Origin of the sequence: Tardiphaga sp. 172_B4_N1_3 (genome assembly GCF_052076035.1) — a bacterium.
GTDB lineage: Bacteria > Pseudomonadota > Alphaproteobacteria > Rhizobiales > Xanthobacteraceae > Tardiphaga > Tardiphaga robiniae.
This window is the reverse complement of the sequence record NZ_CP197238.1, coordinates 2,988,915-3,011,855: the sequence shown is the minus strand read 5'-3', so window position 1 is coordinate 3,011,855 and position 22,941 is coordinate 2,988,915. Positions and strand designations below refer to the sequence as shown.

Sequence of the window (22,941 nt, the reverse complement as noted above, 5' to 3'; positions counted from 1 at the left end):
TTCGAATCGCAGGCGTATTTTCAGGGTTCCTGGATAGTCATGCCCGCCCGAAACGTGGCACCAGATACCATTGGCTTTGCATGTGGCCTCACGGCCGCTGCGGGGAAGGAGAGCTGAATGCCTTTGCGAGTCGAACTGAAGCCGGGTGAGCGAATCATCATCGGTCAGAGCGTGATCACCAATTCCGATACGCGCACGGCGTTCCTGATTGATGGCGATGCACCGATCATGCGTGAAAAGGACATCCTCACGGCGGAGACTGCAACGACGCCGGTCAAACGCGTCTATCTCTGCGTACAGATGATGTATCTGGAAAACGATATCCCAGCCTATCAGGAGCTATATCTCGGTTTCATCAAGGAATTGATTGAAGCGGTTCCGAGTTTTCGTGAAACGATCGAGGACGTCAGTAAGCTTATTTTAAGCGGCGCGCTTTACAAAGCACTCAAGGAATTGCGTCCGCTAATCAAGCGGGAAGAAGAGTTTTTGAGGTAGCGAATGTCGATCGGTGCTCAAGCTTACGCGCGTACTGCGCAGACCACGGCGACACCGAGAGACATCGAAGCCCAGGCCCTTCTGAAAGCAGCGCGCAAGCTGCAGGACGTCGTGGAAAATTGGGACCATACCGATGCTGGTCTCGACGACGCTCTTCTGTTCAATCGCAAGCTCTGGTCCATCTTCGTCGGCGATGCCATCAATGATCAGAATCCGGAATCGATCGAGATCCGGCAGAATATCGCCAATATCGGCATTTTTGTTCTGACGCAGTGCACCGCGCTTCAGCAGGTCCGCCAGGTGGAACATCTGCAAGCGCTCATCGACATCAACCGCAATATTGCGGCGGGACTGTCCGGTCGCCCGTGAGCCTGTCGACACTGTAACTTTAGCTTAATGGTTGGCGCGGCCTAATGGTCCCTGACAGGCGCGGCGATTCGAAGCCGCGTGCGACGAGGCACGATGGCAGACGCACTCAGCATTCTTGCAACGGCTTACAAGACCACCACGCCGGTCACGGCAGGCAAGTATGTGGCGGTGGATGCCGACGCCTACAAAGGCAGTTGGCAGGGCACCTACGCTAATGGAAAGAAGTTCGAGGTCGCGATTTCGCAGGTCGAAGGCTTCCGCGCGCAGGTGAAGTATCAGAGCGAGGGGACCGTGAAGTATCAGCAGGTCCTGATCAAGGATAACTCGTTTCGCGTGGGCGACACCAAGTTCCAAATGACGGCCAACAATAAGGCGACGATCAAGAACGTCGTGACCGATGCCGCCACCGGCAGCACCTATCTCGATACAGCCTTTGCAACGCGCAACGTCTGATCAGCGCATTAGATCCTGCGATCCGTCTCCATACGTCGATTCTGCAGCTTTGCGTCCTGGTTGAGCGTGTCCATGGCGCGCAGATAGGCGCGGGAGCGCAGTCGCGATTCCTCGGGATACTGATCGATCACCTGGTTGGACTTCTTGTCCACAGATACGAAGACGATCTCGCCTGCGCCCTTGTCGATGATGACTTCCTTGGAGATGCGTTCGCTGTCCATCTGCTGGTAGTTCGCCGCAGAAATGTTCGGCTGCAGTACGCGGGGCGCTGCTGACACGGTCTTGTCCGGGGGGAGTTGCGTAGGCACGGCTTCGCGCACCGCTTCTGGTGCGGGTCGTATCACTGGCGTGGCAACCGGTGCCCCCACCGGTTTGATATTGAAGTCGGCACCCATGGCAGCCCTCCTGGCTCCATTCGATAAATCCCGACCCGTTCCCAAACGACATTATGCACCGAACGGCTGAATCCGGTGCTTACTTGCGCGCTGCAATTTAAGTCAAAAGATAGCAATGCCGCGGCGCATCACACGCGCCCGCGGCCGTATGATCGGTTATACGATCAAAGTGACCGACTGACGACAATGGGCGTCATGTTGACCCGGCCCGGCTGAGCCTGCCGACCGGCCGCCGTATAGGTCTGCGGGATATTACGCTTCTGAACCTCTGCATTAACGCCGCGGACGATGCCTTCCGAAACCGCATGCGCGGTGGCGAGCACGGTCAGATTGACCTGCAGCATCGCACGGAACACGTCATGGTGCTTGCGCAAGGCCGAGAGCAGGTCGGGCGTCGTCTGCGCGAGATATGTCTGGCTGATCTTGAGCAGCGAGATCATCGCAATGTAGCGACGCGAAATATCCGCCTTCGGAGCTTCGAGCTTGATGGCCTCGCGGATATGGCCGTTGCGGACCAGCGCGGTCTCCTGTTCGATGACGGCGAGCAACTCGTTCATCACCTTCATGAGTTCGTCGGCGAGCTGACGGGCTTCCATCAGTGTCGCGACCGAACGCGGTGCGGCGATCGGGGCGGCTTGCTGGCGTTGCGCATTGTTCATGGCGGTGTCCTCTGCGATCAGCTGGCGCGATTGGCTTGCTGGATGATGAGTGAACGAAAGACTTCGTTGGAGATGCCGACGCCGCCGGCCTTGGCGAAGGACTTCGAATATTCGTCGGTCAGCATCGAGCGCCATGCACCGGTACCGGTGGTGTCGCCGAACGGGCCTTCGCCCTTGATGCCTGATGTCATCTGAGAAAACATCGTGTTGATGAACATCGCCTCGAAATCTTCGGACTGCTTGCGCGTCTTGGCCTGAGCTTGCGGCGATACTTTCTGCAGCGCATCGATCAGGTTCTGATCGGGGCGGCCGTTGATGGTCGGGTGCTTGGCCTGATAGGCGGCGACGGCGGTGTTGACGTTCATCACATCACCTCGATGTCGGCCTGGATGGCGCCTGCGGCCTTGATGGCCTGCAGGATGCCGATCAGGTCGCGCGGGCCGATGCCGAGGCCATTGAGACCGTCGACGAGCTGCTGCAACGAAACGCCGTCCTTCACCAGAGCGAATTTCTTGCCGTCCTCGGTGACGCCGACACGCGTGCTTGGCGTGACGACAGTGCGGCCGTTGGAGAATGCATTGGGCTGGCTGACATTGGCGCTCTCCGAAATCGTCACGGTGAGATTGCCTTGCGCCACGGCGACAGTGGCGACGCGGACGTCGCGGCCCATCACGATGATCCCGGAGCGTTCGTCGATGATGATCTTGGCGGCCAGATCCGGTTCGACCTGCAACTGCTCGATCTCCGTGAGCAGGGCAACAACGTTGCCCTTGAACTCCGGCGGGATCGACAACTGCACGGTGGAGGGATCGATCGGCTCGGCGGTCTTGGATCCCAGGAAATCGTTGACGGCGGCGGCAATGCGCTTGGCTGTGGTGAAGTCGGGGTTGCGCAAAGCGAGGCGTACATTGGGCAGGCGGTTCAGCGCGAATTCGATCTCGCGCTCGATGATGGCGCCATTGGCGATGCGGCCGACGGTGGGTACGCCGCGGGTGATGCTGGCGGCAGCGCCTTCGGCGGCAAAGCCGTTGATGGCGAGGGAACCCTGGGCGACGGCGTAGACATTGCCGTCAGCGCCGAGCAGGGGGGTGACCAGCAGGGTACCGCCGGTCAGATTCTTGGCATCGCCGAGCGCCGAGACGGTAACGTCCATGCGGGTGCCCTGGGTGCCGAAGGCGGGCAGGTTGCCGGTGACCATGACGGCGGCGACATTGCCGGTACGCAGCGTCTGGCCGCGGATGTTCACGCCCATGCGCTCCAGCATCGCCTGCAGCGACTGGCGGGTGAACGGGATGTTGTTGAGGGTGTCGCCGGTGCCGTTGAGGCCGACCACGAGGCCGTAGCCGATCAGCTGGTTCTGCCGGACGCCTTCGATATTGGCGAGATCCTTGATCCGCGACGTCGCATGTGCCGACACCGCCTGCACGAGCAGCACGAGCAGCACCGCACAGGCCGTCTGACAGAATCGGATCGAAGGTAGGCTCGGCATCCTCTGCTCCCCGCTGAGGTCTTCACTGGACCGCTCGCCACTCCCATGACGACGATCCAGCCTTCACTATGCGAGTGCCGTGCCAGCGTTCTAAATCGGTATAAGACGTTGATTTATAATGTGAATGATAAAGGCTCTGGGGCTGGACAAGCGGCTTGCGCTCCGGCGAAAGTGCCGCCTGCGGCAGATTTTGCCGGGCCGTTTACGATTGATTAACCATAAAAGACGACCTTTCCGGATGGAGGTCCGTTTACGCTCGCGATGGTACTGAGCGAACGGCAAGCCGCCGTGGGCCGGGATCGGCCATTACCCTTGCTGGACACGCCGATGCGCATTTACGGACCGAACGGCACTACATTCGGAGCCCCGTCGTCAGGAGCGAAGAAAACCAGTTCGACCGGGTTTTCGTTGCCTGATGCGACACCGACCTCCGAGACCAAACCGACCGTAGCGCCTCGGGCGGCCAACAGCATCGATGCGCTTCTGGCCATGCAGAGCGTCGAAGATCCCATGGAGCGTCGCAAGCGCTCGGTGAAGCGCGGCCGTGGCGCGCTCGATGTCCTCGATGAACTCAAGATCGGCCTGCTCACGGGCTCGATCAATCCGGCCATGGTGGCGCGGTTGCGCAGTGCGGCAGCCAACCTCAAGGAATCATCCGGCGAACCCGGTCTGGACGCCGTGCTCTCCGAGATCGAGCTCCGGGTCGAAGTTGAGCTGGCCAAGGCCGGCCAGGTCTAAGTCGGCGAAGCCGGCCCCAAGCGCGGCTGAAACCCGCATAAGCCGTGTTTATGGCTGCTCGAATGGCTCTTGGACCAATGGACCGCGCCGGGGCTGCGGTGCGCTGCAGCAGCACGGTTCCGGCCCTGAAACCCGGCGGTGGATGGCCGTTCTGGAGGTATCCTGACGTTATTGTCTGTCACATGACCTAGCTATATAAGCTGCGGCGCGGCCGGTCATTTCCGGCGCCTTGCACGCATAGATGGATTGGCCTTGGACAAGTTGAAAAGCTATCGCCCCTCCGAAAAAGAGCCTTTCATGAACGACCGGCAGCGCGACTATTTCCGCGCAAAATTGCTGGCCTGGAAGGAAGAAATCCTCCGTGAATCGAAACTCACCCTGCAGGCTTTGCAGGAGGAGAACGTCAATCACCCCGACCTCGCCGACCGGGCATCGTCGGAAACCGACCGCGCGATCGAACTGCGCGCGCGCGACCGGCAGCGCAAGCTGATCTCCAAGATCGACGCCGCGCTGCTGCGCATCGAGGATAATACCTACGGCTATTGCGAGGAGACCGGCGAGCCGATTTCGCTCAAGCGGCTAGAAGCCCGCCCGATCGCAACACTCTCCGTGGAAGCTCAGGAGCGCCACGAGAAGCGCGAAAAGGTTTATCGCGACGAATAGTCTTTCCGATACCAAACGGCCGCCCCATCGGGCGGCCGTTTTTCGTTTCGGAGTTCCGGAAGGCAATCACGCATGCTGTGCGATGCAGTGATCTGCGATGACTGCACTGCAGCACGGCGACATTCTTAAACACGGGAATATGAACGTCATCATTCGCCGATAGGACGTAGGCTGGATCCACAAAAAAACGGGAGGATGAACAATGGCTGCGCCTGCCTCTTATGATCCCGATACGATCGCGCTGATGCGGAATGTTCTTCAAAAGGTAGTCGCAAGGGTGCCGGAGCAGCACCGCACCTCCTGCAATCAGGCCGCGATCGCCTCGCGCATCCTTGCGACTGCTGCGCAGGGCCGGCGTTCTGAAGATGTCCTGACTACGGAGGCTCTGGCCGAGGTGAAGGAGATCTTCACCGGGCCTGCGGGGATGCGTCGGCTTCATGAAGACCTGACCAGGGTCTTCGGCTGAATTCCAGGATCCAGGAGTTGCAGTGGCGCGAGCGTCGGTTCGCGCCACTGCTGCGCACCGTTGCCAAGCAGGATGGTGGTCGCTACCCGTTAGTCATATTTCGGCATGAGCCGTGTGACGAGCGAAGGGACCGCCGATGGAAAAGTATCTCGCGATCGCCGAAATCCTGGCTTACGTCCGCCATAACCGCACGCCGCTCGCCGTGTTGCCGCCAGACGTGGTCCCGCATGACGAAGCTGATGGCTATCGCGTGCAGGACGCGCTTCACAATTTGCTGTCGCCCGATTTCGGCTTGCAGGTCGGTTACAAGATCGGCTGCACAAGCGCGGTGATGCAGCAATATCTCGGTATTTCGCACCCTTGCGCCGGCGGACTCTATATGAGTGGTGTTCATGCCGCCGGAACGTCGCTGCGCTACAACGATTATGTACATGTCGGCGTGGAGTGTGAAATTGCGGTCCAGCTCGCGAGCGATCTGATGCCGTCGGGCGAGCCGTTCACGGCTGATGATGTAGCAACAGCGATCGATGCCTACCATCCAGCCATCGAGATCGTCGATGATCGTTATGCGGACTGGCGCAGTATGGATGCGCCGACACTGATCGCAGATGATTTCTTTGCGGCGGGATGTGTTCTGGGTGCGCCTGTTGCTCGTGGCAAGGCGCCTGATCTTCTGTCGGTGATTGGACGTGCCGTCGTTAACGGCATGGAAGTGGGGCGCGGCAACGGCGCCGATGTTCTTGGTCATCCACATCATGCACTGGCCTGGCTCGCCAACCATCTCGCGGCCCGAGACAAGATATTGCGCGCCGGAGAATTCGTCCTCACTGGCAGCCTCGTGCAGACGGCGTGGCTCAATGCCGGAGATCACGTCCGAATGGAATTGCTCGGACTGGGCAGCGTCGAGGTGGATTTCAAGAGCTGACGTTCAGCGCTTCGCCTGGCCGCATTTGGAGTCTGCCAGAACGACGACGGCCTTCCGCCAGGGGAGCTGACGGAAGGCCGCGCGTGAACATCTCATCGCGTGGGAGCACGATGAGATGTGGGAGTTCGTAACGTTAGAAGGGCAGCAGCACGTCCATCACTTGCTGGCCGTAGCGCGGCTGCTGGACATCCGAAATCTGACCGCGACCGCCATAAGCGATGCGGGCCTGCGCGATCTTGGCGCTGTCGATGGTGTTGTCGCTCTGAATGTCTTCCGGACGCACGATGCCGGCGACGATCAGTTCGCGGATCTCGTAGTTGACGCGGATTTCCTGCTTGCCCTCGACTACGAGGTTGCCGTTCGGCAGCAATTGCGTGACCACAGCGGCGACGCTGGTTTGCAACGCTTCCTGCCGCGCCACCGATCCTTTGCCGTCGCTCGACGACGATCCATCAGCCGTCAGCAGACGGCCGGGCAGGACCGAGGCGGCCGAACCTGTCAGCAGCTTGCTGCCCGCAAAGTCGGTGATGCCCGAGTTTTCGGTATTGGTGCGGCTGCGCTGGGTCTCGTTGGCGATATTGGCCTTGTCGGTGAAGTTCACGGTGACCGTCAGGATGTCGCCGATCTGGCGCGCGCGCTGATCCTTGAAGAACGCGCGCGATCCGCTGCGCCACAGGGAGTTGGCGTTGTAGGATGCGACCTCCGGCTTCGGCATCGGCATCTGCACCGGCTTGTAGCCAGGCTGTGTCGTCGGGTTTTCGATCGCCGTGAGCGCCGGTTTCTCGCCGATGGACGCGAGACGGTCGATCGATGAACAGCCGCTGGCAGCAAGGCCGACCGTCAGAAGCGCAGCGCCGGTGGCGAAGGGACGATGGAACTGGAACATCAACTTTACTCAGCTTTTCGAGAAACAGGCACGTGGTCGTTGGCAGCAAGTGCGACGGGAGAGGCGGCAGCGGGAGAGGCGGCCAGGGGAGGTCTGGCCTGGGAGATTTTTTCGGACGGGAGAGACTCGCGGGTTGGGGCAGGCGTTGGCGCGGGAGCTTCGACTTGCGCGGGGAGACGCGGCGACGGAGCGGAAACGGCGACCTGGCCGCGACCGACCACGACGCCGGAGACTGTGCGCTTGGACTGCAGATTGATGACGTTGACCACGTCGCCTTCAGTGCCACCTTCGATGGCCTTGCCGCGGAGCGTGAGATAAAGCCCTGCGGTTTCGTAGATCAGCGTCACTGCCTGATCGCGAGTGACCAGGTCTGGCTTGGCGAGGTCGGCATTGCGGATTGCCTGACCGGCGCGCAATTGGCGGCGGCTCTGCATCCCCACGGCGCGGTCGCGCGTTACGCCATCGTTGCCGACTTCGGCTTTCGGGCGACGCTCGACGACGACGTCAGAGGACTTCAGCACCTCGTTGCGTTCGACGCCGCGGACCAGCACCGCCGCTTCCACGGTCTCAACGGCACTGCCGGTGAAGCGCAGCTTGGTGGCAGACACGTTGGCGTCGTTGCCGATCGCAAAGGTGACGTCGAAACGGCCGCTACGTGCGTCGAAGCGGACCGCGACAGGCTGCAACGCGCCGGTATTGCTGGCGTCAAGCTGCAGGCCCTGGACTTCGCGATCGAAGGTCAGGCTCAGATTGGCGGCGGCACCAAGGCCGTGGCGGTTCTCCAGCGACTGCGCGACCTGGTTCTCTATATCCTTGCTCTCGATGCTGCGCGACAGCCGTGTCACGGTAATGGACTTGAGCTCACGCGTATCGACGCCAATCACCTGGTGCTGCCGCAACGCCGCGATGACCTGCGCGGTCGATAGCGTGCCGACGGTGCCGAGATCGGGCGCCCGATAGATTGCGATCTGCGCGGTGGGGCCGGCATTGTCGATGACATCGCCAATCCGCACCACGTCGCTGGACACGGTGACGTTGGCGCGCAGCGTTGGCGATGCGATGACCTCGTCCCGCTGCGCCTGGCCGAGCGCAGCGGTGGCCGCTGCAGCGAGCAGGGCGGTGGCGAGGAGAAGCGAACGCATGGCTGATGTCATGATCATTCTCCTCAGCGGAACATGCCGGCGGTGGATTGCAGCATCTGGTCGGCAGCGCTGATGACCTTGGCGTTCATCTCATAGGCGCGCTGCGCGGCGATCAGGTCCGAGATTTCGGTGACCACTTCGACATTGGCCATTTCGAGGTTGCGCTGCTGCATGTCGCCGAAGCCGTCGGCATTGGCGACACCGTCCTGCGGTGGGCCGGAGGCAGGTGTTTCGGTGAACAGGTTGTCACCGATCGAATTGAGACCGGCCTTGTTGATGAAGCGGGTGAGGCTGATCTGGCCGAGGACGGTCGGGGTCGTCGAGCCCGGTACGATGACCGAGACCTGGCCCTGGGCATTGATCGAGAGTTGCGACGATGCCTGGGGAATCGAGATCGTTGGCTGCAGCAGGTTGCCCTGCGGGTTGACGATGCGGCCCTGCTGGTCAGTGGAAAACGTACCATCGCGGGTATAGGCGAAGGTGCCATCGGTGAGCTGGATCTTGAAGAAGCCTTCGCCGCGGACGGCGATATCGAGATCGCCGCCGGTTGCCGACAGCGTGCCCTGGGTCATCATGCGCGGAGTGCCGACGGTCTTCACACCGCCGCCGATGTCGACGCCGACAGGAATGACCGTGCCCTGATCCGATGCTTGCGCACCGACGCGGCGGACGTGATCGTAGATGAGGTCCTGGAATGCGGCACGCTGCTTCTTGAAGCCGGTCGTGCGCATATTGGCGATATTGTTCGAGATGACCTGGACGTTGAGTTCCTGGGCCGCCATCCCGGTCGCGGCAGTGTAAAGAGCGCGCATGGGTCAGATTCCTTAAGCCGGAACGTCGGCAAGTTTTTCGATGGCGGAGCGCCGCGCGTCGCCTTGCGACTGCAGCATGTTGGACAGCTCGGTATAGGCGCGGGTGACGTCGATCATCCGGGTCATTTCGACGACCGAGCTGACGTTCGACTTTTCGATGAAGCCCTGGTTGAGCTTCGACGTGGTGGACGGCTGCGGATTGGCGCCGGGACCGGCCGAGAACAGGTTGGAGCCTTCCTTCACCAGCCGCTGGGGCTGCGCGAAGTTGACCATGCGAATCTTGCCGCGCACGGAGTCGATGCGGTTGATGCCTTCGAGCACCGTGACCGTGCCGTCCTGCGAGATGTTGATGTCGTGGTCGGTCTGCTGGAACACGATCGGGCCGTTGGCGCCGAGCACCGGTGCGCCCGACGCTGTCACGAGCTGGCCCTGCGAATTGATCTGCATGCCGCCGTCGCGGGTATAGCGCTCACCGTTCGGGGTCTGCACCGCGAGGAAGGCGTTGCCGTCGATGGCGACATCCAGCGGATTCTTGGTTTGCTCGGTCGCGCCGCCGGTGAAATCATGCATCGTGGCGCGGTCCTGCACGAAGGACACGCGGCGGTCGCGGCCGACGAAGTTGTCTTCGCGGGCGGCCGGGCTCAGATATTCCTCGAAAATCGTCCGCTCGGCCTTGAAGCCGCTCGTGTTGATATTCGCAATGTTGTTCGCCACGACGTCCATCTGACGCCGAAGCGTCATCTGCCGCGACAGTCCGACGAGAAGCATATTCTCCATCGGTGGTTCTCCCCTAAGTTCGCGCGGGTCGCTCTCCCAAGCTCGCCGCGGATCCCGTAAACCGCACAGCTCTCCCAAGCCGCGGTTCGCAGACTACTTAGCGAAAGCCGTGCCAAGTCAAAAAGCTGATATTTTTCAATTTGTTGGTGGTTTTCAGGGCGCGAAAGCAGGCGGCAGAAAGGTCTTGTTGACCATATTTGCCGGCAGAATTTTCCTAGTTGAGCGTCAAAAGAAAGATTCCGTTAACCATTGCGACCTAGCGTCACGATCACACAGGGCCTTGGGCGCTGGCAGCATTTTGTATCGCGTCTTTATTGCCTGCTTTGCAGCATCGAGCTCATCCCAACCCCGGACGGGCAGGCGATGGCGGATACGGAAACTTCAGAAAGCACCCCGACCGGGGACGAGGCGGCAGCTCCCAAGAGCAAATTCAAGCTGATCGCAATCGTCGTGGGCGTGCTGGTGCTTGCAGCGGGCGGTGGCGGCTGGTTCTTCCTGAAGGGACATCCCAAGGAAGAGAAGAAAGAGGCCGCGCCGGCTGCGAAGCCGCTCGCCTTCATCGATGTGCCGGAAATCCTGGTGAACCTTGCCGGCCAGCCCGGCGAGCGCGTGCAATATCTCAAGGCCAAGATTGTGCTCGAGGTGAAGGAAGCGCCGTTGGTGGCGCAGATCACGCCGTCGATGCCGCGCATCACCGACATGTTCCAGGTTTACCTGCGCGAACTGCGCACCACCGATCTGAACGGCTCCGTTGGCATGTTCCGGCTGAAGGAAGAGCTGACGCGGCGCGTCAATGCCGCGATCTCTCCTCATCACGTGAACGCTGTGCTGTTCAAGGAAATCCTCATTCAGTGAGGAATTGGATTTAGGCTGATGTCTACCGAACAGGTCGATCAGGACGCAATTGCCGCCGAATGGGAAGCTTCTCTGGATTCAGAGGATCCCGTTGAGGCGGCGAAAGCTGCTGCCGAAAACGAACTCACCGGCACCATGGCGGAGCAATGGGCCGCCATGGTCGAGGATGGCGGTCGCGATATCGGCGGCGGCAAGAACGGCGGCGAGCGCGTTCTCTCGCAGGAGGAGATCGACAACCTCCTCGGCTTCAGTGTCAACGAGGTCCATCTCGACGAAAATTCCGGCATTCGCGCCATCATCGATTCCTCGATGGTGTCGTATGAGCGTCTGCCGATGCTCGAAATCGTGTTCGACCGTCTGGTGCGGTTGATGACCACGAGCCTGCGCAATTTCACCTCCGACAACGTCGAAGTCTCGCTCGATCGCATCACTTCGGTGCGTTTCGGCGACTATATGAATTCGATTCCGCTGCCTGCCGTACTGTGCGTGTTCAAGGCAGAGGAATGGGAGAATTTTGGCCTCGCCACCGTCGATTCCAGCCTGATCTATTCGATGATCGACGTGCTGCTCGGTGGACGTCGTGGTCAGGCCTCGCTGCGCATCGAGGGCCGTCCCTATACCACCATCGAAACCAATCTGGTGAAGCGCCTGATCGAAGTCGTGTTGGCCGATGCCGAGCAGGCGTTCCGGCCACTGTCGCCGGTGGCCTTCACCATCGACCGGCTTGAAACCAATCCGCGCTTCGCCGCCATCAGCCGTCCAGCCAATGCCGCCATCCTGGTGCGCCTGCACATCGACATGGAAGACCGCGGCGGCAATATCGAATTGCTGCTGCCCTATGCGACGATCGAGCCGATCCGCGCCGTGCTCATGCAGATGTTCATGGGCGAAAAATTCGGCCGTGATCCGATCTGGGAAAGCCATCTCGCCACTGAAATTGCTCAGGCCGAGATCGCCGTCGACGCCGTGCTGTATGAGGCGGAGATCCCGTTGAAGCAGCTGATGCTTCTCAAAGTGGGCGATACGCTGCCGCTGGAAATGCGGGCGGATGCCCTTGTTGCCGTGCGTTGCGGAGCCGTGACCTTGACTGAAGGTCGCATGGGCCGTGTCGGCGACCGCGTTGCCATTCGAGTCACGAAACAATTACGCAAGCCTAACACAACCTTCGCCATGTTTGAGAAGGCTGATGAGCAAACTAAATTGATGGAGGCACAATGAGTCATTCATTAGGAATTGTGATCGAGAGCCTGGTTGCGGTGCTTCTGATCCTGACCATCGCCTATTGCATGTTGCTCAATAAGCGCCTGAAGCGCCTCAAGGCGGACGAGCAATCGTTGAAGGCCACGATCGGCGAGCTCATCACCGTGACCGAGATCGCCGAGCGTGCGATCGGCGGACTCAAGCTTACCGTGCGCGACGTCAACGAGAATCTCGGCAGCCAGATTTCGGCGGCAACGGCGCTGGCCGATCAACTGAAAGCCCAGCTCGCCGAGAGCGATGCCGTCGTGCGCCGGCTGTCGAAGATCGCGGTGGCGGCACGACCGCTCACCGAAACCGACCCTGATGCGCCGCGGGTATCCGCAGCGCGGGCCAATGCCGCGGCAGCGCAGGCGTTTGCCGAACGGAGGAGGCCTGACGGCATCGCTGCATGAAAGCTTTTCGGGACGTTCGTATTCTTCCTGTCGTCTTGGTGGCGGTTTTCGGGCTGGCGATTCTCAAGATCGCCGGCCTGGTGATCGATGGCGGCTACGTGTTCAACTACGATCCGCAGCCGCAGCCTACGAAAGGATCGTGGGCGCAGGAGATGTTCAACTTCCCGGGCGGCAAGCCAGTGGACGGCGATATTACCGGCTCGGTGTCAGCCAAGAAGGAAGAGCCGAAGCCCGCGGTAGCGGCGCCTGCAGCGATCGAACCGACCAGCAACCCGCCTGTCGAACTGTCTCCTCAAATCTCGCCGGCCGAACGGGCGATCCTCGAACGGCTGCAAGCGCGCCGTCAGGAGCTGGAAGCGCGTGCACGCGAGATCGACATTCGCGAGAGCCTGCTGAAAGCCGCCGAGAAGCGCATCGAAACCCGCGTCGATGAATTGAAGGGCGTCGAAGCCGGTATCAAGACGGCGAACGACCAGAAGAGCGAAGTCGATGCCGCCCGCTTCAAGGGTATCGTCACCATGTATGAAAGCATGAAGCCGAAGGACGCCGCGAAGATCTTCGACCGGCTGGAAATGCCGGTGCTGTTCGAGATCGCCTCGCAGATCGCGCCTCGGAAGATGTCCGACATTCTCGGTCTGATGCAGCCGGAGGCCGCTGAACGCCTCACCGTGGAACTGGCGCGTCGCGCCTCGGGCGGCGAACGATCAGCCGCGGCGGTGGAACTGCCCAAGATCGAAGGCAGGCCGATCCAGCAGGGCCGGAATTAAAGAAATTAATTAACAAATCCTTAGAGCGCGGAATCTAGATTCGACACAGGGCGGGCGAGTGGTCGTCCTTCGAGCATCGGGCTGAGAGACACTTCTGAATGGCACGGACGGCTGCCGTTGCATGTTGGACGCAAGCTCGCGCATGGACGCGGGCCGTTCGACGTTGTGCGGTCCTCGCGGGCATTGTCTGTCTTGCCCTGTCGTTCCAGGATGCCGCATCTGCGCAAGCGGTGAGGGGCATCGCCAGCATGGGCACGTCGGGCGGCTATGGCCGCATCGTGCTGAAGCTTGCCGAGGACGTGGAGTCCGAGGTGACGCAAGCCGGCACCATTCTCGTCATTCGCTTCAAGCGGCCGGTCGATATTCCTGTCGAGATTCTCGGCGACGCCGCCCCCGACTATATCGGCTCCGCGCGCCGTGATCCCGATGGCACGGCGATCCGTCTCGCTTTGTCACGCAGGGTGACCGTCAATTCGATGACGGCGGGCGAGCGCATCTTCATCGATCTATTGCCCGACACCTGGAAGGGCATGCCGCCCGGTTTGCCGCAGGATGTGGTCAAGGAATTGTCGGAGCGTGCACGCGCGGCAGAGCGCGCCTTGCGCCAGCAACGCGCTGCCGCGGAAAGCCAGAAGAAGCCGCCGATCCGCGTGCGCGCATCCGTGCAGCCGACCTTCGTGCGCTTCGTGTTCGAGACCGGTGGCGTCGGTGTGTCGTCGGTGCTGAACGAGAAGACGCTGACGCTGACCTTCAACGCCGGTCTGGTGTTCGATCTCGCCGATGCCAAACTGTCTGCACCCGCCAATGTCGCATCGATCGGTCAGGCGATGGACGGCAACCGGACCGCCGTCGAGATCGGCTTGATCGGCGACGTCGATGTGAAGTCGTTCCGCGAGGACAAGAGTTACGTCGTCGACATCGGCTTCCAGCAGAATGAAAAGCCGTCGCCGCTGGCCAAGCTGCCGGTGGCCGCTCCTGCGGACGAGAAACCGCCAGTCGCGGTGAAGCCTCCTGAGGTCGAAAAGCCCGCCAGCGTCCCGGCACAGCGCTCCGGCGAGATCGTACCGCCGACCTCCGAAGTGATCGCGAAAGAGATCGTTCCGGAGAAGAAAGTCGAGGTTGCGACGGCTGCCCCGGCAGCGCCCGTCGCGGCAGCGAAGCCGGAAGAGCCGAAGCCAGAGGCGGCTAAGGTCGCTGAGTCACCCAAGCCTGCGCCGGCAGCTGAGCCTGTTGTCGTCGTTCCTGCGAAAGAAACACCGCCGCCTGCGCCTGTCATTGCGGCGGCCCCTGCTGCTGCACCCGTTGCTGCTGCGTCGACCGAACCGGCGGGCATGCCGGTTGAGGTCAAGCGCAGCAGCGACGGCGTGCGCATAGCCTTTGCCTTTCCATCGCAAACGCCGGTCGCTTTGTTTCGCCGCGGCGATATCCTGTGGCTGGTGGCAGATTCGACGCGGCCCATCGACACCGCGCCGATCCGCCGCGATAGCGGATCGATTATTGCCGATGTGAGCACGATCCCGCTGGAGAAGGGGCAGGCGATCCGCATCCGCCTTAACCGCCCGCAATTGGCTTCTCTCACGACCGACGATCCCGCCGGCGCAGGACAGGCCTGGTCGCTGATGCTCGCCGACACCCGGCAGACACCGTCGCAGCCGCTGTCGGCCGTGCGCAATATTGCCGATCCCTCGCGCGCCAGCGTGCAGGTGCCATTGGCCAAGCCCGGTCTCAAGCATCGCCTGGTCGATCCGGATGCCGGCGATACGCTCAATATCATCACCGCGCTGCCACCATCGCGCGGCTTCATCCGTCGCCAGGACTTCGTTGAATTCTCGTTGCTGGAATCGATTCACGGCGTGGTGGTTCAGGTGAACTCCGACGACGTGTCCGTTGAAGCCAGTATCGACAAGGTGATGCTCACCAAGCCCGGCGGCCTGACGCTGTCTGCCGCCGATGCGGCGCCGCAGCGCGCCTCGACGGTCGCCCGGCCGATCTTCGATGTCGGCCAGTGGCGCAAGGATCAGGAAGGCCCGTTCAACGCGCGCTTCGACGAGTTGATCGACGCGATGTCATCGGCTGAAGCTAGTTCGCTGCCGCAGGCGCGGATGGATCTGGCCAAATTCTACATGGCGCGCGGCATGTATCACGAGGCCAAGGGCGTCGCCGATCTCGCGATCGCGGACACCAAGGTCGGCGAGGAAAGCCCTGTCGCGCTGATCGTTCATGCGGTGGCCAGCGCAATGATGGGGCGTCCCGAACAGACCCTGAAGGATATCGCCAATCCGGTGCTCGGGCCGGGTTACGATGGTGAATTGTGGAAGGCGCTCGCCTACGCCAAGCAGGAAAAATGGGTCGAGGCGCGCGAGCGTTTCAAGAATGCCGAGTTCACGCTCGCCGCGCTGCCGGCCGATCTGCAGCGTGCGGCCCTGATGCTCGCGCTGCGGGCCTCGCTCGAGGTCAAGGACTATGCCGGCGCGTCGTCGCGCGGCAGTGAGCTCGAAACGGTCGGCATCTCGCCGGAGATCAAGCCCGCGGCCATGCTGCTCAGCGGCTGGCTCGATGAGGCGCTCGGCCGCGAGAAGGATGCGCTGTCGAAGTATCAGGACGTCACCGGGTCGGTGGATCGTCAATCCGCAGCGGAAGCCAAGTTGCGCGAAATCAATTTGCGCCAGAAGCGCAACGAGATCAGCAGCGAGGACGCGCTGCATGATCTCGAAGTGCTGGCGGTGACATGGCGCGGCGATGGCACGGAAGTGCAGGTGCTGCAGATCCTGTCGCGCATGTATGCCGAACTCGGGCGCTACAATGACTCGCTGCTGGCCGCCCGCACGGCCACCGAGCGCCAGGCCAACAGCGAAGCCGCGCGCCAGGTGCAGGACGAAGCCCAGGCGTTGTTCTCGCAGATCTATCTATCGCCAAAGGGCGACAGCCTGCCGCCGGTCGATGCGCTGGCGATGTTTTACGAGTTTCGCGAGCTGACGCCGATCGGCCGCCGCGGCGACGAAATGATCCGCCGTCTTGCAGATCGTCTCGTGGCCGTCGATCTGCTCGATCAGGCCGCGGAGCTTCTGCAGTATCAGGTCGATCACCGTCTCGAGGGCGCTGCACGCTCGCAGGTCGCTGCGCGTCTGGCGATGGTCTATCTGATGAGCCGCAAGCCCGACCGCGCCATCGCCGCGCTGCGCACTACGCGGATCGCCGATCTCAATGGCGAGCTGCGTCAACAGCGGCTGCTGCTCGAGGCGCGGGCGCAGAGTGACATCGGCCGCCGTGAGCTGGCTCTCGACATCATCTCTCATGTCACCGGGCGCGAAGCGATCCGGCTCCGCTCGGATATCTACTGGTCGTCGCGGCGCTGGCGCGAGGCCTCCGAGCAGATCGAACTCTATTATGGCGACCGCTGGCGGGATTTCTCGCCGCTGACGCCAAGCGAAAAGAGCGACATCATCCGTGCTGTCGTGGGTTATGCGCTGGCGGAAGACGCCCTCGGTCTCGCGCGCTTCCGCGAAAAGTATGCGCCGCTGATGAATGTCGGTGCCGACAAGATCGCCTTCGACACCGCGAGCAAGCCGACCTCGACCAACTCTTCGGAATTCGCCGCCATTGCCAAGATGGCCGCGTCCGTCGATACGCTCGACGGCTTCCTGCGCGAGATGAAGACGCGTTTCCCCGAAAGCAGCGCCAAGGTGATCCTGCCCGGCGCCAGTGCCGATCCGATGCCGACCGGCTCGCTGAATCCGCAGCCGGTGGTCAATGTCCGCAAGATCGAGATGACGCGGTAGGGGCGAGCTTCGCTACTGCCCGTAACTCTGCACCAGACTGCCGGCCACCAGCGACCAGCCATCCACCAGCACGAAGAAGATCAGCTTGAACGGCAGTGACACCACCGCCGGTGGCAGCATCATCATGCCCATCGCCATCAAGACCGAGGCGACCACGAGATCGATGATCAGGAAGGGCAGGAACAGCAGGAAGCCGATCTCGAAAGCGCGCTTCAGCTCGGAGATCATGAAGGCCGGCACAAGGATGCGGAGCGACAGGTCGTCAGGCGTCGCTGGAATTGGCTCGCCCGACAAGTCCATGAACAGCTTGAGATCCTTCTCGCGCACGTTCTTCTGCATGAAGCCGCGCAGCGGAATGGATGCGCGCACCAGGGCTTGTTCGACGGTGATGTCGTTGGAGATCAGCGGCTTGATACCGTCGTCATAGGAACGTTGTAGCACCGGTCCCATCACGAAAGCCGTAAGGAACATCGCCAGCGCGATGATCACCGAGTTCGGCGGAGCCGTCGCTGTACCCAATGCGGTGCGCAGCAGCGACAGCACGACCACGATGCGTGTGAATGACGTCATCATGATCAGGATCGACGGTGCGATCGACAGCACCGTCAACAACGCAATCATCTGCACCGCACGTTCGGTGACGCCGCCGCCACCGCCGCCGAGATTGATGCTGATGTCCTGCGCCATCGCGGGACCTGCGAAGGTCCCGGCGGCGATCAGAACAGAAAGGAAAAATACTCTACGCGGGAGGTTCGCCGAACTCACGAACTGGACTTTGGCCGTCCCAGCAGGGAGGCCATCTCGTCTTCGAGATTTTCAAAACCCGATTTGACCGGCGGGACGACGGGCGGCGCCTCCGCACGGGCAGGGCTGGCGATCGAGACTTCCGGCGACCGCGAAGCCGGACGGATCGATGGTGCCTCAGGCGCCACCGACGGAGCGCCGACCCTGGGCTCAGGCGCATCCTGGCGGATTTCGCCGGCAGGACGGCGCAAGGCTGCTTCGAGGCGCTGCGCCATATCGGCGAGGTTCTGATCGGCAGACGACACGGGGGCTGCCGGAGCGGGCGCAGGGGCTGGCGTCGGTGCGGGTGGCGCGACGATCGGGGCGGGCGCCGGGGCAGCAACAACCGGAGCAGGCGGGGTCGGCGCTGCTGCGACGGGACGGTCCGGCGTGCGGGGCTGCGGCGTGGTGCGGATCGGCGGATCGGCACGCATCGGGCGCGGCATCATCGGCTCGCTACGTGGCATCTCGGCACGTGGCATTTCACTTCGCGGAATCGGCCGCTGCGGAAAAAGGTCATTGCGTGGCGCCGGTTCAGGGCGCGGCGCAGGTTCCGGCGCGAGGCTGGCGACCGGATCGGGCCGACGCTCCGGCAAAGGCGCGGCCGGGCGGCGTGGCTCTTCGATAAAGGAGGGGCGCGCGGGACGCGGCGCTGGCTCCGGCACATGCGGTTCGGAATCGAAGCCGGAGTCGTCGCTCTCTGCCCAGCTCGGGGCTTCAGGCAGCGACGGGCCACGGCTTGCCGCATCGGCGGCGAGGCCGCCGCGCTGGGGGGCCTGCTCACGGCCGGGTATGGCGCGGACGATATTGGGCTCGACGACGATGTCCGACGGCCCACCGATCATCAGCAAATGTTCGACATTGTCGCGGCGGACCAGCACCAGGCGGCGGCGGCCGTCCACGGCGGCGGCGTCGATCACCGCGAGCCGCGGCAAGCGCCCGCGGCTGGTGTTGTTGCCCAGCCGGTTGCCAGCGAATCGGCGCACCAGCCAGGCGGTAAGCCCGATCAGCGCCAGCACGACAACGAAGGCCAAGATAAATTGCACCGATGATTGCATCATAAAGTCCCCAGCCAGACAGGGTGGCTGCAACGTCCACGTCCAGAGCTGGAGGTGTCATACCCCCGCACGCCCCGCACGCAGCGTGAATCACGCCCCATCTGTTAACGCCCCACGGCAGAACCTGCCGTTGGTTAATAATAAACTATGAATCGCTGCAGCCAAAACGACTTCTGCCGCCCCGTCGTATGGCCGATGGGGATGGTTAATCGGCCAATTCAGGCAAAAAAGCGTTGGCAGTTGCGAAAAACGTCAATTTTGCAGCATTCATTTACGGTTCGGTAACAAGTACCGCCGGAAATTAACTTCGTATTAACCATGCAGGCGGCAAATTCTGCCTAGCTCAGGACGTTCCGTCCGGGCGGGCGGAGAAGGCCGATGGCGATCAGCGACATGCCGATGTTGTCGGCGCTGCGCACCAAGATGCAGTGGCATCAGGAGCGCCAGCGTGTGCTGGCCGAAAATATCTCCAATTCGGACACTCCGAACTTCCGCCCCCGCGATCTCGTGGAACCGAAATTCGACAAGGCCGGGAACACGTCCGTCACCGCCGGCGGCATGGGCTCGCTGCCGATGATGCGCGCCGCCGGCACCAACATCCTGCCGACCGGAGGCTCGGCCTCTTTCAACCAGAACAGCCGGGTCGGCTACGAGACCCGCCCCGCCGGCAATGCCGTCAATCTGGAAGACGAGATGCTCAAGGTCTCGGCCAACCAGATGGACTATGCCGCCGCAACCTCGCTCTACACCCGCAGCCTCGGTCTGTTGAAGACCGCTATCGGCAAGCGCTGACGCCGCCGCGCGCATAAAGGGAGCTCATCATGGCAGACGATATCAGCGATTTCTCGCGTTCCATGGGCATCGCGACCTCCGGTCTGCGCGCCCAGGCGGGCCGCATGCGGGTGATTTCGGAAAACATCGCGAATGCGCAGTCCACAGCGCAGACTTCGGGCGGTGACCCCTATCGCCGCAAGGTGCCGACCTTCAAATCCGAGCTGGACCGCTCGCTGGATGCCCGCATCGTCGGTCTCGGCCGCATCAGGCCCGACCAGTCTGCGTTTCCCACGCGCTATGAGCCCGGCAATCCCGCGGCGGATGCCGCCGGTAACGTCAAGTACCCCAACGTGAACTCGCTGGTGGAAATGACGGACATGAAGGAAGCGCAGCGCTCCTACGAAGCCAATCTCAATATCATCAGCGCCACGCGCCGGATGATCCAACGCACGCTCGACATCCTCAAGGCCTGAACAGGACAGCTGAACTATGGCAACTCCCTCTGTCGCCGCCAATGCTTACTCGGCCCTCTCGCGCATCATGGACGCCGGCGGCGGCGTCGGTGGCGGTCTCAACAAGGCGGCGGACGCCGGTGGTGGTCAGTCGTTCGGTGCGGTCCTCAAGGACGCGCTGGGCAGCGTGCTCGATTCCGGTCGCAAGTCGGATGCGCAGACCATCGCAATGGCAAACGGCAAGGCCAATGTGATGGACGTGGTCACGGCAGTTGCGGAAACCGACGTCGCCGTTTCGACGCTGGTCTCGGTGCGCGATCGCGTCATCCAGTCCTACGAAGACATCATGAAGATGCCGATCTGATCCTCCTCATCACGAACACCGCGTAACACAAGGATTACTGCAATGACCGGCCCCGAAACTCTCGACGTTGCCCGCGATGCGATCTGGACCATTGTGATCGTGTCCGGTCCGCTGATGGTCGTGGGCCTCCTGGTCGGCGTCGTGGTGTCGCTGGTGCAGGCGCTGACCCAGATCCAGGAACAGTCGCTGGTCTTCGTGCCGAAGATTCTCGCGGTCTTTGCCACCATGATGCTGACGCTCCCGTTCATGGGGGACGCATTGTCGAGCTACATGTTGCGGATATCGTCGCGAATCATCGGGGGGTGATGCACAATCCCGTATGCGCATCGATGTCTCGCTTCTGCCCGCTCTCGCCGCTGCCTTCATGCTGGCCTTCGCCCGCATCGGTACGATGGTGATGTTGATGCCGGGCTTTGGCGAAACCAACATTCCCGCACGGGCCAAGCTGTCGATCGCATTGGGACTGACCCTTCTCATGCTGCCGGCACATCGCGGCGCCTATAACGTCGATATGGGATCGATCGTGCCGATGCTGGTGATGCTGGTGCATGAGATCATCATCGGTGTCGTGCTGGGCGCCACCGCGCGCGTTACGCTGTCGGCGCTGCAGGTCGCCGGATCAATCATCGCGCAGCAACTCGGTCTCGGCTTCGTCACCTCGGTGGATCCGACCCAGGGTCAGCAGGGCGTGCTGATCGGCAATTTTCTCACGATGCTCGGCATCACGATGCTGTTCGCCACCGATACGCATCACCTTGTGATCGCCGCCATTAATGACAGCTACAAGATTTTCGCGCCCGGCGAGATCATGTCGACGGGCGATGTAGCGAAGCTCGCGACCAATGCCTTCGCGGCGGCGTTCAAGATCGGGACGCAGCTTTCTGCGCCTTTCCTGGTGTTCGGCCTCGTCTTCAACATGGGGCTTGGCGTGCTGGCACGGCTGATGCCGCAGATGCAGGTCTATTTCGTCGGTGTACCGCTTTCGATCATGATCGGCTTCCTGATCTTCGCCGTCGTGCTCGCGACCATGATGGGGACCTACCTCGAATACGTCACCGGCGTCATGCAACAAATGATGCCGCGGATATAGGGGCGCGCGGATGGCCGACGACGATTCCGAGAAGACACATGACCCCACGCAAAAAAAGCTCGACGATGCTCACGAACGCGGTGACGTAGCCAAAAGCCAGGAGGTCAATACCTGGTTCCTGCTGGCGGGCGCGACGCTGGTCTTGTCGACCTTCAACGGCTCGGTCGGCGGCGGGCTGCAAACGCCGCTTAAAAACCTTCTGCAAAATTCCTGGATGATACGGACCGACGGGCCTGGACTACTGCTGCTGGCCAAGAGCCTCTGCGTGTCCATCTTGTCCACCATGGGCATGCCGATCCTGTTTCTCGTGATCGCCGCGCTCGCGGGCAATCTGATCCAGCACCGGCTGGTGTTCTCCACCGAAGGTCTGGTGCCCAAGTTCAGCAAGCTGTCGCCGATGGAAGGTGCCAAGCGCGTCTTCGGCAAGCAGGCGCTGGCCAATTTCCTGAAGGGGCTGTTCAAGCTCGTCCTGCTCGGCGCCGTGATGTGCGCGGTGCTGTGGCCCGAGCGGTTTCGTCTGGATGCGCTGATCCATATCGATCCGTCGGCGATCCTCGGCATCACCACATCACTGACACTGCAGCTGATGGGTTCGGTGGTTGCGATGCTTGCCTTCGTCGCCATTGCCGACTTCTTCTTCCAGTACCGCACCTGGTACGAGAAGTTGAAGATGTCGTTGCAGGAAGTGAAGGAAGAATACAAGCAGTCCGAGGGCGACCCCCACATCAAGGGCAAGATCAAGCAGCTGCGTCAGCAGAACATGAAGAAGCGCATGATGGCAGCGGTGCCGAAGGCGTCGGTGATCATTACCAACCCGACGCACTACGCCGTGGCGCTGTCTTATGAGCGCGGCATGACCGCGCCGATCTGCGTTGCCAAAGGCGTCGACAACATCGCGCTGAAGATTAGGGAAGTTGCCGGCAAGCACGATATTCCGATCGTCGAGAACGTGCCGCTGGCGCGCGCGCTTTACGCCACCGTCGAGATCGACGAGGAAATTCCGGGCGAACACTACCATGCGGTGGCCGAAGTCATTGGCTACGTCATGGGCCTGAAGCGCGGCCTGTCCGGGCGCCCGTCATGATTCGGGGAAGGGCC

General features: G+C 61.9%; 28 protein-coding genes. 18 read left to right on the top strand and 10 right to left on the bottom strand.

The window, feature by feature from the left end:
* Window positions 1-117 precede the first annotated feature (117 nt).
* The 3 genes from flbT (at window position 118) to AB7783_RS14310 (ending at window position 1,317) form a co-directional block, all read left to right on the top strand.
* A complete protein-coding gene (gene flbT / locus AB7783_RS14320) occupies window positions 118-495 on the top strand; it encodes a flagellar biosynthesis repressor FlbT (protein WP_089265190.1) in 378 nt (125 codons plus the stop codon).
* A gap of 3 nt (window positions 496-498) precedes the next feature.
* Window positions 499-864 (top strand): flagellar biosynthesis regulator FlaF, encoded by a 366-nt coding sequence (flaF, locus tag AB7783_RS14315; protein ID WP_441277993.1) that lies wholly within the window; start codon window positions 499-501, stop codon window positions 862-864.
* Window positions 865-957: 93 nt separating this feature from the next.
* Complete coding sequence (locus tag AB7783_RS14310; protein ID WP_068735624.1) at window positions 958-1,317, top strand: hypothetical protein; 360 nt, start codon at window positions 958-960, stop codon at window positions 1,315-1,317.
* 8 nt (window positions 1,318-1,325) lie between these two features.
* Here the strand turns inward: AB7783_RS14310 and AB7783_RS14305 are convergent, their stop codons facing one another.
* The 4 genes from AB7783_RS14305 to AB7783_RS14290 all read right to left on the bottom strand — a co-directional run bounded on the left by AB7783_RS14305 (window position 1,326) and on the right by AB7783_RS14290 (window position 3,860).
* On the bottom strand, window positions 1,326-1,712 hold the full coding sequence (locus AB7783_RS14305; protein ID WP_175366561.1) for a hypothetical protein: 387 nt from the start codon (window positions 1,710-1,712) through the stop codon (window positions 1,326-1,328).
* A gap of 164 nt (window positions 1,713-1,876) precedes the next feature.
* Entirely contained in the window at window positions 1,877-2,371 is a 495-nt protein-coding gene (locus AB7783_RS14300; RefSeq protein WP_441277992.1) for a hypothetical protein, read from the bottom strand.
* A 17-nt stretch (window positions 2,372-2,388) separates the two neighbouring features.
* Complete coding sequence (gene flgJ / locus AB7783_RS14295) at window positions 2,389-2,736, bottom strand: flagellar assembly peptidoglycan hydrolase FlgJ (protein ID WP_089265185.1); 348 nt, start codon at window positions 2,734-2,736, stop codon at window positions 2,389-2,391.
* A complete protein-coding gene (locus AB7783_RS14290) occupies window positions 2,736-3,860 on the bottom strand; it encodes a flagellar basal body P-ring protein FlgI (protein WP_089265184.1) in 1,125 nt (374 codons plus the stop codon). The genes flgJ and AB7783_RS14290 overlap by 1 nt, the downstream gene beginning before the upstream one ends.
* A gap of 327 nt (window positions 3,861-4,187) precedes the next feature.
* Here AB7783_RS14290 and AB7783_RS14285 point away from each other — a divergent pair, with 327 nt between their 5' ends.
* The 4 genes from AB7783_RS14285 (at window position 4,188) to AB7783_RS14270 (ending at window position 6,652) form a co-directional block, all read left to right on the top strand.
* Window positions 4,188-4,598: a flagellar assembly protein FliX gene (locus AB7783_RS14285; RefSeq protein WP_089265694.1), complete on the top strand. Its 411-nt coding sequence runs from the start codon at window positions 4,188-4,190 to the stop codon at window positions 4,596-4,598.
* A 252-nt stretch (window positions 4,599-4,850) separates the two neighbouring features.
* A complete protein-coding gene (gene dksA, locus AB7783_RS14280; RefSeq protein ID WP_068735634.1) occupies window positions 4,851-5,261 on the top strand; it encodes an RNA polymerase-binding protein DksA in 411 nt (136 codons plus the stop codon).
* A 202-nt stretch (window positions 5,262-5,463) separates the two neighbouring features.
* The gene (locus tag AB7783_RS14275; protein ID WP_120291376.1) at window positions 5,464-5,727 is read left to right on the top strand and encodes a hypothetical protein; all 264 of its coding nucleotides are present in this window, start codon (window positions 5,464-5,466) and stop codon (window positions 5,725-5,727) included.
* Between the two features lie 136 nt (window positions 5,728-5,863).
* On the top strand, window positions 5,864-6,652 hold the full coding sequence (locus tag AB7783_RS14270; protein WP_441277991.1) for a 2-keto-4-pentenoate hydratase: 789 nt from the start codon (window positions 5,864-5,866) through the stop codon (window positions 6,650-6,652).
* Window positions 6,653-6,785: 133 nt separating this feature from the next.
* Here the strand turns inward: AB7783_RS14270 and flgH are convergent, their stop codons facing one another.
* From flgH to flgF, 4 genes are read right to left on the bottom strand one after another with little or no spacing between them, the layout of a single operon-like run.
* Window positions 6,786-7,538 carry a flagellar basal body L-ring protein FlgH gene (gene flgH / locus AB7783_RS14265; RefSeq protein WP_068736258.1) on the bottom strand — a complete coding sequence of 251 codons (753 nt, stop codon included), beginning with the start codon at window positions 7,536-7,538 and terminating at the stop codon, window positions 6,786-6,788.
* A 5-nt stretch (window positions 7,539-7,543) separates the two neighbouring features.
* Window positions 7,544-8,692 (bottom strand): flagellar basal body P-ring formation chaperone FlgA, encoded by a 1,149-nt coding sequence (gene flgA / locus AB7783_RS14260; protein WP_441277990.1) that lies wholly within the window; start codon window positions 8,690-8,692, stop codon window positions 7,544-7,546.
* An 11-nt stretch (window positions 8,693-8,703) separates the two neighbouring features.
* A complete protein-coding gene (gene flgG / locus AB7783_RS14255; protein ID WP_089265180.1) occupies window positions 8,704-9,492 on the bottom strand; it encodes a flagellar basal-body rod protein FlgG in 789 nt (262 codons plus the stop codon).
* Between the two features lie 12 nt (window positions 9,493-9,504).
* A complete protein-coding gene (flgF, locus tag AB7783_RS14250) occupies window positions 9,505-10,269 on the bottom strand; it encodes a flagellar basal-body rod protein FlgF (RefSeq protein WP_089265179.1) in 765 nt (254 codons plus the stop codon).
* Between the two features lie 363 nt (window positions 10,270-10,632).
* Between flgF and fliL the strand changes: the two genes are divergently transcribed.
* The 5 genes from fliL to AB7783_RS14225 all read left to right on the top strand — a co-directional run bounded on the left by fliL (window position 10,633) and on the right by AB7783_RS14225 (window position 17,322).
* Entirely contained in the window at window positions 10,633-11,124 is a 492-nt protein-coding gene (gene fliL, locus AB7783_RS14245) for a flagellar basal body-associated protein FliL (protein WP_175366556.1), read from the top strand.
* Between the two features lie 18 nt (window positions 11,125-11,142).
* Window positions 11,143-12,342: a flagellar motor switch protein FliM gene (gene fliM / locus AB7783_RS14240; protein WP_410001823.1), complete on the top strand. Its 1,200-nt coding sequence runs from the start codon at window positions 11,143-11,145 to the stop codon at window positions 12,340-12,342.
* Window positions 12,339-12,776: a DUF6468 domain-containing protein gene (locus tag AB7783_RS14235; protein ID WP_089265176.1), complete on the top strand. Its 438-nt coding sequence runs from the start codon at window positions 12,339-12,341 to the stop codon at window positions 12,774-12,776. Before fliM ends, AB7783_RS14235 begins: the two co-directional genes overlap by 4 nt.
* The gene (locus AB7783_RS14230) at window positions 12,773-13,543 is read left to right on the top strand and encodes a MotE family protein (protein WP_089265175.1); all 771 of its coding nucleotides are present in this window, start codon (window positions 12,773-12,775) and stop codon (window positions 13,541-13,543) included. The genes AB7783_RS14235 and AB7783_RS14230 overlap by 4 nt, the downstream gene beginning before the upstream one ends.
* Before the next feature lie 248 nt (window positions 13,544-13,791).
* On the top strand, window positions 13,792-17,322 hold the full coding sequence (locus AB7783_RS14225) for a tetratricopeptide repeat protein (protein WP_441277989.1): 3,531 nt from the start codon (window positions 13,792-13,794) through the stop codon (window positions 17,320-17,322).
* A gap of 12 nt (window positions 17,323-17,334) precedes the next feature.
* On the opposite strand, the gene fliP is transcribed toward AB7783_RS14225, so the two are convergent.
* Window positions 17,335-18,087: a flagellar type III secretion system pore protein FliP gene (fliP, locus tag AB7783_RS14220; RefSeq protein WP_092146430.1), complete on the bottom strand. Its 753-nt coding sequence runs from the start codon at window positions 18,085-18,087 to the stop codon at window positions 17,335-17,337.
* Window positions 18,084-19,166 (bottom strand): flagellar biosynthetic protein FliO, encoded by a 1,083-nt coding sequence (locus AB7783_RS14215; RefSeq protein WP_441277988.1) that lies wholly within the window; start codon window positions 19,164-19,166, stop codon window positions 18,084-18,086. The genes fliP and AB7783_RS14215 overlap by 4 nt, the downstream gene beginning before the upstream one ends.
* A gap of 375 nt (window positions 19,167-19,541) precedes the next feature.
* On the opposite strand from AB7783_RS14215, the gene flgB reads away from it, so the two are divergent.
* The 6 genes from flgB to flhB are packed head-to-tail and all read left to right on the top strand — an operon-like array spanning window position 19,542 to window position 22,927.
* Window positions 19,542-19,955 carry a flagellar basal body rod protein FlgB gene (gene flgB, locus AB7783_RS14210; RefSeq protein ID WP_093756616.1) on the top strand — a complete coding sequence of 138 codons (414 nt, stop codon included), beginning with the start codon at window positions 19,542-19,544 and terminating at the stop codon, window positions 19,953-19,955.
* Between the two features lie 29 nt (window positions 19,956-19,984).
* On the top strand, window positions 19,985-20,410 hold the full coding sequence (gene flgC, locus AB7783_RS14205; RefSeq protein ID WP_089265171.1) for a flagellar basal body rod protein FlgC: 426 nt from the start codon (window positions 19,985-19,987) through the stop codon (window positions 20,408-20,410).
* Window positions 20,411-20,426: 16 nt separating this feature from the next.
* Complete coding sequence (fliE, locus tag AB7783_RS14200) at window positions 20,427-20,753, top strand: flagellar hook-basal body complex protein FliE (protein WP_068735666.1); 327 nt, start codon at window positions 20,427-20,429, stop codon at window positions 20,751-20,753.
* 42 nt (window positions 20,754-20,795) lie between these two features.
* Window positions 20,796-21,059 (top strand): flagellar biosynthesis protein FliQ, encoded by a 264-nt coding sequence (gene fliQ / locus AB7783_RS14195; protein ID WP_068735669.1) that lies wholly within the window; start codon window positions 20,796-20,798, stop codon window positions 21,057-21,059.
* Window positions 21,060-21,072: 13 nt separating this feature from the next.
* A complete protein-coding gene (gene fliR, locus AB7783_RS14190) occupies window positions 21,073-21,843 on the top strand; it encodes a flagellar biosynthetic protein FliR (RefSeq protein WP_441277987.1) in 771 nt (256 codons plus the stop codon).
* Window positions 21,844-21,853: 10 nt separating this feature from the next.
* On the top strand, window positions 21,854-22,927 hold the full coding sequence (gene flhB / locus AB7783_RS14185) for a flagellar biosynthesis protein FlhB (RefSeq protein WP_441277986.1): 1,074 nt from the start codon (window positions 21,854-21,856) through the stop codon (window positions 22,925-22,927).
* Window positions 22,928-22,941 lie beyond the last annotated feature (14 nt).

Coding starts and splice junctions, on each gene's coding strand:
- flbT (WP_089265190.1), top strand. CDS start 118: ATGCCTTTGCGAGTCGAACTGAAGCCGGGTGAGCGAATCATCATCGGT.
- flaF (WP_441277993.1), top strand. CDS start 499: ATGTCGATCGGTGCTCAAGCTTACGCGCGTACTGCGCAGACCACGGCG.
- AB7783_RS14310 (WP_068735624.1), top strand. CDS start 958: ATGGCAGACGCACTCAGCATTCTTGCAACGGCTTACAAGACCACCACG.
- AB7783_RS14305 (WP_175366561.1), bottom strand. CDS start 1,712: ATGGGTGCCGACTTCAATATCAAACCGGTGGGGGCACCGGTTGCCACG.
- AB7783_RS14300 (WP_441277992.1), bottom strand. CDS start 2,371: ATGAACAATGCGCAACGCCAGCAAGCCGCCCCGATCGCCGCACCGCGT.
- flgJ (WP_089265185.1), bottom strand. CDS start 2,736: ATGAACGTCAACACCGCCGTCGCCGCCTATCAGGCCAAGCACCCGACC.
- AB7783_RS14290 (WP_089265184.1), bottom strand. CDS start 3,860: ATGCCGAGCCTACCTTCGATCCGATTCTGTCAGACGGCCTGTGCGGTG.
- AB7783_RS14285 (WP_089265694.1), top strand. CDS start 4,188: ATGCGCATTTACGGACCGAACGGCACTACATTCGGAGCCCCGTCGTCA.
- AB7783_RS14275 (WP_120291376.1), top strand. CDS start 5,464: ATGGCTGCGCCTGCCTCTTATGATCCCGATACGATCGCGCTGATGCGG.
- AB7783_RS14270 (WP_441277991.1), top strand. CDS start 5,864: ATGGAAAAGTATCTCGCGATCGCCGAAATCCTGGCTTACGTCCGCCAT.
- flgH (WP_068736258.1), bottom strand. CDS start 7,538: ATGTTCCAGTTCCATCGTCCCTTCGCCACCGGCGCTGCGCTTCTGACG.
- flgA (WP_441277990.1), bottom strand. CDS start 8,692: ATGACATCAGCCATGCGTTCGCTTCTCCTCGCCACCGCCCTGCTCGCT.
- flgG (WP_089265180.1), bottom strand. CDS start 9,492: ATGCGCGCTCTTTACACTGCCGCGACCGGGATGGCGGCCCAGGAACTC.
- flgF (WP_089265179.1), bottom strand. CDS start 10,269: ATGGAGAATATGCTTCTCGTCGGACTGTCGCGGCAGATGACGCTTCGG.
- fliL (WP_175366556.1), top strand. CDS start 10,633: ATGGCGGATACGGAAACTTCAGAAAGCACCCCGACCGGGGACGAGGCG.
- fliM (WP_410001823.1), top strand. CDS start 11,143: ATGTCTACCGAACAGGTCGATCAGGACGCAATTGCCGCCGAATGGGAA.
- AB7783_RS14235 (WP_089265176.1), top strand. CDS start 12,339: ATGAGTCATTCATTAGGAATTGTGATCGAGAGCCTGGTTGCGGTGCTT.
- AB7783_RS14230 (WP_089265175.1), top strand. CDS start 12,773: ATGAAAGCTTTTCGGGACGTTCGTATTCTTCCTGTCGTCTTGGTGGCG.
- AB7783_RS14225 (WP_441277989.1), top strand. CDS start 13,792: ATGGGCACGTCGGGCGGCTATGGCCGCATCGTGCTGAAGCTTGCCGAG.
- AB7783_RS14215 (WP_441277988.1), bottom strand. CDS start 19,166: ATGATGCAATCATCGGTGCAATTTATCTTGGCCTTCGTTGTCGTGCTG.
- flgB (WP_093756616.1), top strand. CDS start 19,542: ATGGCGATCAGCGACATGCCGATGTTGTCGGCGCTGCGCACCAAGATG.
- flgC (WP_089265171.1), top strand. CDS start 19,985: ATGGCAGACGATATCAGCGATTTCTCGCGTTCCATGGGCATCGCGACC.
- fliE (WP_068735666.1), top strand. CDS start 20,427: ATGGCAACTCCCTCTGTCGCCGCCAATGCTTACTCGGCCCTCTCGCGC.
- fliQ (WP_068735669.1), top strand. CDS start 20,796: ATGACCGGCCCCGAAACTCTCGACGTTGCCCGCGATGCGATCTGGACC.
- fliR (WP_441277987.1), top strand. CDS start 21,073: ATGCGCATCGATGTCTCGCTTCTGCCCGCTCTCGCCGCTGCCTTCATG.
- flhB (WP_441277986.1), top strand. CDS start 21,854: ATGGCCGACGACGATTCCGAGAAGACACATGACCCCACGCAAAAAAAG.